Raw genomic sequence first — 8,380 nt, 5'->3', positions numbered from 1 at the left:
CGGGCGCGGCCGGGGCCTGCGGGCCGCCGTACGGGCCGGGGGCGCCGTAGGGGCCCGGCGCCTGCGGCATCGCGAACGGCTGCCCGCCCTGCTGGGGCGGCGGCGGGGCGTACCAGCCCGGCTGGCCCTGGCCGGGCACCGGCACCGGCGGCTGCGCGCCCGGCGGCAGCGGCTGCTGCAGGCCCGCCTTCTGGTCGGTGGTGGAGCGGTAGTCGACGGCCGCCTGCGTCATCCGCATGTACGCCTCCTCCAGGGAGGCCTGGTGCGGCGACAGCTCCCACAGCCGTACGTCCGTCTCGTGCGCGATGTCGCTGATGCGCGGCAGCGGCAGCCCGGTCACCCGCAGCGCCCCGTCCTGCTCGGGCAGCACCTGGCCGCCCGCCTCGGTCAGCGCGGACGCCAGCTTCTCGCGCGCCTGCGGCTCGGTGTCCGGGGTGCGCACCCGGGCGAACCCGGCGGAGTTCGCCGCGATGAAGTCCCGCACGCTCATGTCGGCGAGCAGCTGCCCGCGCCCGATCACGATGAGGTGGTCGGCGGTCAGCGCCATCTCGCTCATCAGGTGCGAGGAGACGAAGACGGTACGGCCCTCCGCCGCGAGCGACTTCATCAGGTTGCGCACCCAGAGGATGCCCTCGGGGTCGAGCCCGTTGACCGGCTCGTCGAACAGCAGCACCTGCGGGTCGCCCAGCAGCGCCGCGGCGATGCCGAGCCGCTGGCCCATGCCCAGCGAGAAGTCCTTCGAGCGGCGCCGGGCCACGTCCTGGAGGCCCACCACGCCCAGCACCTCGTCCACCCGGCGGGCCGGGATGCCGGAGAGCTGGGCCAGGGACAGCAGGTGGTTGCGGGCCGTCCGGCCGCCGTGCACGGCCTTCGCGTCGAGCAGCGCGCCGACCTGGCGGGGCGCGTTCGGCAGCTTGCGGTACGGGTAGCCGCCGATCGTCACCTGCCCCGAGGTGGGGTTGTCCAGGCCGAGGATCATGCGCATCGTCGTCGACTTGCCGGAGCCGTTGGGGCCCAGGAAGCCGGTGACGGCGCCGGGCCGCACCTGGAAGGAAAGGTTGTACACAGCGGTCTTGTCGCCGTAGCGCTTGGTCAGGCCGACTGCCTCGATCATGCTCCGCACCCATCGAAAGGTTCAGGACAGCGGGGCACACGCCCCCGTAAGGGTTAGGAGGATATCGGGGCGCTGACGGTTCCACCCAAGAGCGAGTAAAGAAACGACCGCTCCTACGCGTCCCGCCGCTTGAGCAGCAGGTAACCGCCGGCCAGTGCCGCGACCACCCACAGCGCCATGATCCCGAGCCCGCCCCACGGGCCGTACGGGGTGTCGTCGCCGGCCGGCGGCACCACCTGCATGATCTTGCTGCCGGCCTGGTCCGGCAGGAACCGGCCGATCCTCTTCGTGGCGCCGACGGTGCCGAGGATGTTCGAGATCAGGAAGAAGAACGGCATCAGGATGCCCAGCGACAGCATCGGGGAGCGCAGCATCGCGGCGACGCCCATGGAGAACATCGCGATCAGCGTCATGTAGAGCCCGCCGCCGATCACCGCCCGCAGTACCCCCGGATCGCCGAGGCGCGCCCCGAGATCGCCGAGCATCGCCTGCCCGAGGAAGAACGCGGCGAAGCTGGTGGCCGTCCCGACCACCAGCGCGAGCGCGGTCGCGACCGCCAGCTTGCCGGACAGGAACACGCCGCGCTGCGGTACGGCGGCCAGCGAGGTGCGGATCATGCCGGTGCTGTACTCGTTGGAGACCACGAGCACCCCGAACACGATCATCGCGAGCTGACCGAGACTCATCCCCGCGAAGCTGATGAACGTCGGATCGAACGACAGCCGGTCCCGGGCGTTCATGGAGTCGAACTCGTTCTTCGACAGCGCGGCGATGAGCATCCCCAGCGCGATGGTGACCAGCACGGCGAGGGAGAGGGTCCACACCGTGGACGCCACCGAGCGGATCTTCGTCCACTCCGACCGGATGACCTGGGTGGCCGCCATGCTCCTCAGCCCTTCTTCCAGCCGTCGCCCCACTGCTGCCGCTGCCGCGGCGCGGGTGAGGTGTCCGAGTGCGCGTGGTACTCGACCGACTCCGCGGTCAGCCGCATGAACGCCTCCTCCAGGGAGGCCTGTTGCGGGCTCAGCTCGTGCAGCACCACCTGGTGCTGCGCGGCCAGCTCGCCGATCCGCTCCGGCTTCTCGCCGTCCGCCTCGAACGCCCCGCCGCTCGCCACGGCCGTGATCCCGGCCCCGTGCAGCACGTCCAGCAGCCGCTCCGGCTGCGGGGTGCGGATCCGGACGTAACTGCGGGAGTTCTTCGCGATGAAGTCCGCCATGGAGGTGTCGGCGAGCAGCCGGCCCTGCCCGATCACCACCAAGTGGTCCGCGGTCAGCGCCATCTCGCTCATCAGATGACTCGACACGAACACCGTCCGCCCCTGCGCGGCCAGCGACTTCATCAGCGTGCGGATCCAGTGGATGCCCTCGGGGTCGAGCCCGTTGACCGGCTCGTCGAACATCAGGATGCGCGGGTCGCCGAGCAGCGCGGCGGCGATGCCGAGCCGCTGCCCCATGCCCAGCGAGAACCCCTTGGCCTTCTTGCGGGCCACCGCCGTGAGTCCGACCGTGTCCAGCACCTCGTGCACCCGCTGTTCCGGGATGCCGTTGCTCTGGGCGAGGCACAGCAGATGGTGGTAGGCGCTGCGTCCGCCGTGCACCGCCTTGGCGTCGAGGAGCGCGCCGATGTACGTCAGCGGGTCCCTGAGCCGGTCGTAGTGCTTGCCGTCGATGCGCACGTCCCCGGCGGTCGGCCGGTCCAGGCCCAGCATCATCCGCATGGTGGTGGACTTGCCCGCGCCGTTCGGGCCGAGGAAGCCCGTGACGATGCCGGGTCGCACGGCGAACGTCAGGTTGTTGACCGCCACCTTCTCGCCGTACCGCTTGGTCAGCCCCTCGAGCTCGATCATGCGGCCACGCTAGAACGGGACAAAGCCCCCTGCCACCGGAAGTGGCAGGGGGCTCGGCGCTGTGCGGTTGGCGGGACCGCCGGTTGGCGGACCGCCGGATACCGGGGCCGCCGGTAACCGGGGCCGCCGGTTACCGGGGCCGCCGGTTACCGGGTCTGCTGGGCCGGGACCCCGCGGGAGATCGGCTCGTCGTCCGTGGACGGCGTGCCGGCCGCGGCCACCGCGGCGCCCGTGAGCGTGGCGAGCATCTCGCGCACGTTGGTGAGCTGGGCGTTGATGGAGTCGCGGCGGTTGGTGAGGGCGGCCAGCTCGCGCTCGGATTCCGAACGGATCCGGTCGGCCTTGGCGTTGGCGTCGGCCACGATGTCCTCGGCCTGGCGCTGGGCGGTCTCCACCGTCTGGCGGGCGCGGCGCTCGGCGTCGGTACGCAGCTTCTCGGCCTCCAGGCGCAGCTGCTCGGCGCGGTGCTCGATCTCGGCGAGGCGCTTCTCGGCCTTGGCCTGACGGGACGCCAGGTCGCGCTCGGACTGCTCGCGGCGCTTGGCCAGGTTCGTCTCGAAGTCCGCGGCGGCCTGGGCGGCCTTGGCGCGGGTCTCCTCGAACAGCGCGTCGGCCTCCTCGCGCTTGGACTGCGCGTCCTTCTGCGCCTCCGCGCGCAGCTGGGCGGCGTCGGACTTGGCCTTCTCGACGATCCGGACGCCCTCGTCCTCGGCCTTCGCCTTGCGCTCGGCGGCGAACGCCTCGGCGTCGTTGCGCACCTGCTGGGCCGCCGACTCGGCCAGCTCACGGTGCTGCTCGGCCGCGCGACGGGCCTCCTCGCGCAGGTCCTTGGCCTCTTCCTCGGCGAGTCGCAGGATCTTCTCCACGCGCGCGCCGAGACCGGCGTACGACGGCTCGGCGTCGCTGACCTGGGCCTGGGCGTTCTGCGTTTCGAGGTGGAGCTCCTCGATGCGCTTTTCCAGAGCGGTGATGCGGGCGAGAGCACTGTCACGGTCGGAGACGAGCTTGGAGATACGTTCGTCCACCTGAGCGCGGTCGTATCCACGCCGCACAAGCTCGAAGCCGTAGGGGGAAGTGTCGCTCATGGGGTTCCTGTCGAATGAGACCGGTGAGGTGATAAGTGGAATCCTAGGGGCCGAAGCGGCGTGTCATCGAGCGGATGCGTGTTTGATCTGGAGAATGACACCCCTTTTGAGTGGCTGACCCTCGGATCGCTTGCCGAACACGTCGGCAAAGGCTTGGCCAAAGGCCCCGTCAGGGACGGGGTCAAAGACTCCAGCAAACACCGCTGCCCCCCTCCTCGGCTACCCGTCCGACGATTTGCCACCCGAACGGGGCGCGCCCACCGTCGCACCGGCCTTGACGCCGCCGTCCTTGCCGGCCGCCGGCGCCTCAAAAGACTCCAACGCCTCCAGCACGTCCTGGACACGGGAGATCTCGGCGTTGATGTCCTCACGACGGCGCATCAGGACCTCCAGCTCGCGCTTGCCCTCCTCGACCGTGCGCTGGGCCTCGCGGACCGCCTCGGCCTTCAGCTCCTCGGCCTCCTTGATGAGCTTGGCCTTCTTCTGCTCGGCCTCCTTCAGCAGCCCTTCGGCCTTCTTCACCGCGGCGATCCGCACCTTGCCGGCCTCGGAGTTGGCCTCCGACACCAGCTCCTTCGCCTTCGCCTCGGCCTTGGCCAGCTGCTCCTCGGCGGCCTTGATCAGCGCGTCGCAGCGGTCGCCGGTCGACTTCATGGTGTCGGCGGCCTCGCGGCGGGCCCGCTCGTGCAGCTCCTCGATCTCGGTGGTGACGCGGTCGCGCAGCTCCTCCGCGCGCTCCCTTATCGCCGTCGCGTCCCGGCGGGCGCCGACCAGCAGCTCGTCCGCGTCCGTACGGGCCTTCTCCACCAGGGAGTTGCCCTCGATCGTCGCCTGCGAGACGATCCGCTCCGCCTCCTTGCGGGCCGCGCCCACCATGGTGTCGGCCTGCGACTCGGCGTCCGCGGTGGTCTTCAGCGCCTGCTCCTGCGCCTCCGCGAGCAGCTTGTCGACCTCCGCGGTGGTCTCCGAGATGAGCTTGTCGACCTGCTCGGCCGCCTCCGAACGCCGCTTGTTGGCCTCCTTGCGGGCCTCGTCCAGGGTCCGCTCGGCCTCCTCCCGCGCGCTCGTGGTGACCCGCTCGGCCTCCTCGGCCGCCTCGGCCCTGACCCGCTCCGACTCCGCCCGGACGCGCTCCGCGCGCGCCTGTGCCGACCCGACCGTCTCCGCGGCCTCGGCACGCAGCCGCTCCGCCTCGCCGGTGGCCTCCGCGAGCAGCTGCTCGGCGTTCGCGACCGCTTCGGTGCGCACCCGATCGGCCTCCGTCAGCGCTTCGGTGGTGACGCGGTCCGCCTCGGCCAGCGCCTCCGTGCGCACCCGCTCGGCCTCGGCCGTGGTCTCCGTGCGCAGCCGCTCGGCCTCGGTGACCGCCTCGGTGGTGACGCGCTCGGCCTCCGCGGCCGCCTTCGTGGTGACGCGCTCGGCCTCCGCCAGTGCCTCGGTGCGCACCCGCTCGGCCTCGGCGGCCGTCTCCGTGGTCAGGCGCTCGGCCTCGGCCCGCGCCTCGGTGATGAGGGTGTCCGCCTGCGTCGCCGCGTCCGAGCGGATCCGGTTGGCGTCCTCGCGGGCGTCCGCGCGGGTGCGGGCCGCCGCCTGGTCGGCCTCGGCGAGGTTGTCCGACGCCTCCGTGCGCAGCCGCTGGGCGTACTCGGACGCGTCCGACCGCACCCGCTCCGACTCGGCCAGCGCCTCCGCCATGGTGCGCTCCGCGAGCGCCTTGGCGGCCTCCACCTCCTCGGTGGCCTCGCGGCGCAGCCGGGTCGCGTCCTCGCTCGCCCGCTCCCGCTCGGCGTACGCGTCGGTGCGGACCCGGTCCGCCTCCTCCTCGGCCTCCCGGCGGGTGCGCTCCGCCGCGTGCTCGGCGGCGCTGCGCAGGCCCTGGATCTCCTCCTGCGCCTGCTCGTGCAGCCCGGCGACCGAGTCGCGCACCTGCTGGGCGTGCAGCTCGGCCGCGGCCACCATCTCGGTGGCGCGCCGGTCGGCCTCCTCGACCAGCCGGACCGCCTCGGCCTGCGCCTCCTCCACGCGCTTGCGCGCGCTCGCCAGCAGCTCCTCGCTCTGCGCGCGGGCCCGTTCGCGCTCCTGGTCGGCCTCCTGCCGGGCCGCGCCCAGCGTCTCCTCGGCCTCGCGGCGGCGCCGGGCGGCCTCCTCCTGCGCGGCGGCCAGCGTCTCCGACGCCTCCGCGGCCAGCCGCTCGGCGGCGGCCTGCGCCTCGGCGCGCATCCGGTCGGCGCTCTCCTGCGCCTCCTGCTTCAGCCGCTCCGCCTCCGCGGCGGCCTCCGACCGCAGCCGTACGGCGACGGCCTCGCCCTCCGCGCGGGACGCCGACGCGTCGGCGGCGGCCTCGTCACGCAGCCGCTCGGCCTCCGTCTCGGCCTGCTGCTGGAGCGTGCGGATCCGCTCGGCGGACTCGGCGCGCAGCCGGTCGGTCTCCTCGGTGGCCTCCCGGCGCAGCCGGGCGGCCTCCTCACGGGCCTCCGTCAGCGCCCGCTCGGCCGCGGCCAGCCGCTGCTCGGCCTCCGCGTGCAGGCGGGCCAGCTCCTCGGCGGCCTCCGCCTGCCGGGCCGCGACCGCCCGCTCGGTCTCCTCGCGCAGCTCGCGCGCGGCCCGCTCGGCCTCGGCCCTGACGGTCTCGGCCTGCTCGGCGGCCTCCTCGCGGTGGCGCTCGGCCTCCGCGCGGGTGCGCTCCAGGGTCTCCTCGGCCTGCCGGCGCAGCGTCGTCGCCCGCTCGATGGCCTCGGTGCGGACCTTCTCGCTGTCCGCGGTGGCGGTACGGCGCAGCTCGTCCGCGTCGGCCTTCGCCTTGGCCAGCAGTTCCTCGGCGGACTTCGCCGCCTCCTCGATCTGCGCCACGGCCTCCTTGCGGGCCTCGGCGCGGATCTTCTCGCCCTCCTCGACCGCGTCGGCGCGCAGCTGCTCGGCCTCGCCGCGCAGCCGGCGGGCCTCCTCCTGCAACTCGACGGTCTTGGCGCGGTACTCCTCGGTGTCGTCCTTCGCCGCGCCCTTGAGCTGCTCGGCGATGTCGTGCGCCTCGGCGCGCAGCCGGTCCGCCTCGGCCTCGGCCTCCCGGCGGATCCGCTCGGCCTCCTCGGCGGCGGCCCTGGTGGTCTTCTTGGCGTCCTCGGACGCCTTGGTCAGCACGTCCTCGGCGGTCTTCGCCGCCTTCGACAGCTGGGTGGCGGTCTCCTCGGCGGCGATCGTGCGGGCCTTCTCGGCGGCCTCCGCGACGATCTTCTCGGCCTCCGCGCGGGCGTCCGCGACCAGCTGCTCGGCCTCCGCCTTGGTGGACTCGGCCTCCTTGGTGGCCTCGCTGACCAGCCGGGCGACCTGCTCCTTGGCGGTGCGGGTGCGGGTCTCGTTGGCGGCCTCGGCGCTCGCCAGGGTCTTGGCGGCGGCCTCCTTCGCCTCGGTGACCAGCTTCTCCGCCTCGGACTGCGCCTTGCGCAGCGCCTCCTCGGCCTGGGCCATCCGCTGCTCGGCGGCGCGGCTCAGCTCGGCGGCCTGCCGGCGGGCGGCCTCCGACTCGCTGGCGGTGGAGGTGCGCAGCTGCTCGGCGTGGTCGGTGGCCTCCTGCGCCTGCGTGGAGGCGGCGTTGAGCAGCCGCTCGGCGTCCGCGCGGGCGCGGCGCAGCAGCTGTTCGGCCTCCGCGCGGGCCGCCTCGGCCTCGGCCTGCAGGCGCCGGCGGGCCTCGGCGGTGAGCCGTTCGGCCTCCGCGCGGGCGGCGGCCATCGCCTGCTCGGCCTCCGCGCGGGACTCCTCCAGCAGCCGGCGCGCCTGCTGCTCGGTGCGGGCACGCAACTGCTCCGCCCACGCCACGTTCTCGTTGACGTGCGACTCGACGGTCTGCCGGCGCTCGGCCAGCTCCTGGTCGAGCTGCTGGCGCCGGGTCACGGCCTCCTGGTGCAGCTCGGCCTGGAGCCGGGCGGCCTGCTCGGCGTGCTCCTGAAGGATGCGCTGGGTCTGCGCTCTGGCCTGGCTCAGCTCGCGCTCGGCGTCGGCGCGGATCTGGTCAGCCTGCATCTGCGCGTTGCGCAGCAACTGTTCGGCCTGGTAGCCGATGTCGGCGCTGTCGTAGGCGGGCCGGGTCATGAGGGTGCGGCGCGCCTCGTGCAGCTTGGCCCGCAACACCTCGACCTGGTAGCCGAGGTCCTCGGCGTGCTGGATGGCCTTTTCCCGCTCGGTCCTCAGCCGCTTCATCTCGGCCTCGAACCGAGAGAGGTGGTCGACGTCAGCCGCCGGCTCTCGCTCCTGGCTCTCGTAGCCCCGCACTGCGCGGTCCCATCCGTCCCCTGGTCGCAAGTCTCTCCAAACGAGCTCCGTCCATCCGCCGAACGG

The 8,380-nt window shown here is 73.3% G+C and carries 5 protein-coding genes; all 5 read right to left on the bottom strand.

Annotated elements, in window-relative coordinates:
* A partial coding sequence (locus tag AB0K92_RS28380; RefSeq protein WP_365927476.1) for an ABC transporter ATP-binding protein occupies positions 1 to 1,114 on the bottom strand: 1,114 nt, incomplete at its 3' end.
* 113 nt (positions 1,115 to 1,227) lie between these two features.
* Positions 1,228 to 1,998: an ABC transporter permease gene (locus tag AB0K92_RS28375; RefSeq protein WP_365927474.1), complete on the bottom strand. Its 771-nt coding sequence runs from the start codon at positions 1,996 to 1,998 to the stop codon at positions 1,228 to 1,230.
* A 5-nt stretch (positions 1,999 to 2,003) separates the two neighbouring features.
* Entirely contained in the window at positions 2,004 to 2,963 is a 960-nt protein-coding gene (locus AB0K92_RS28370) for an ABC transporter ATP-binding protein (protein WP_365927472.1), read from the bottom strand.
* A gap of 146 nt (positions 2,964 to 3,109) precedes the next feature.
* The gene (locus AB0K92_RS28365) at positions 3,110 to 4,048 is read right to left on the bottom strand and encodes a cellulose-binding protein (RefSeq protein ID WP_365927470.1); all 939 of its coding nucleotides are present in this window, start codon (positions 4,046 to 4,048) and stop codon (positions 3,110 to 3,112) included.
* A 219-nt stretch (positions 4,049 to 4,267) separates the two neighbouring features.
* Positions 4,268 to 8,314, bottom strand: coding sequence for a polarized growth protein Scy (gene scy, locus AB0K92_RS28360; protein ID WP_365927468.1), 4,047 nt, complete (start codon positions 8,312 to 8,314; stop codon positions 4,268 to 4,270).
* Between the last annotated feature and the right edge of the window lie 66 nt (positions 8,315 to 8,380).

Source organism: Streptomyces sp. NPDC052687 (assembly GCF_040678395.1).
Taxonomy (GTDB): Bacteria; Actinomycetota; Actinomycetes; order Streptomycetales; family Streptomycetaceae; genus Streptomyces.
The sequence above is the reverse complement of the archived record's forward strand: the minus strand, read 5'-3'. Positions and strand labels throughout refer to the sequence as shown.

Coding starts and splice junctions, on each gene's coding strand:
- AB0K92_RS28375 (WP_365927474.1), bottom strand. CDS start 1,998: ATGGCGGCCACCCAGGTCATCCGGTCGGAGTGGACGAAGATCCGCTCG.
- AB0K92_RS28365 (WP_365927470.1), bottom strand. CDS start 4,048: ATGAGCGACACTTCCCCCTACGGCTTCGAGCTTGTGCGGCGTGGATAC.
- AB0K92_RS28370 (WP_365927472.1), bottom strand. CDS start 2,963: ATGATCGAGCTCGAGGGGCTGACCAAGCGGTACGGCGAGAAGGTGGCG.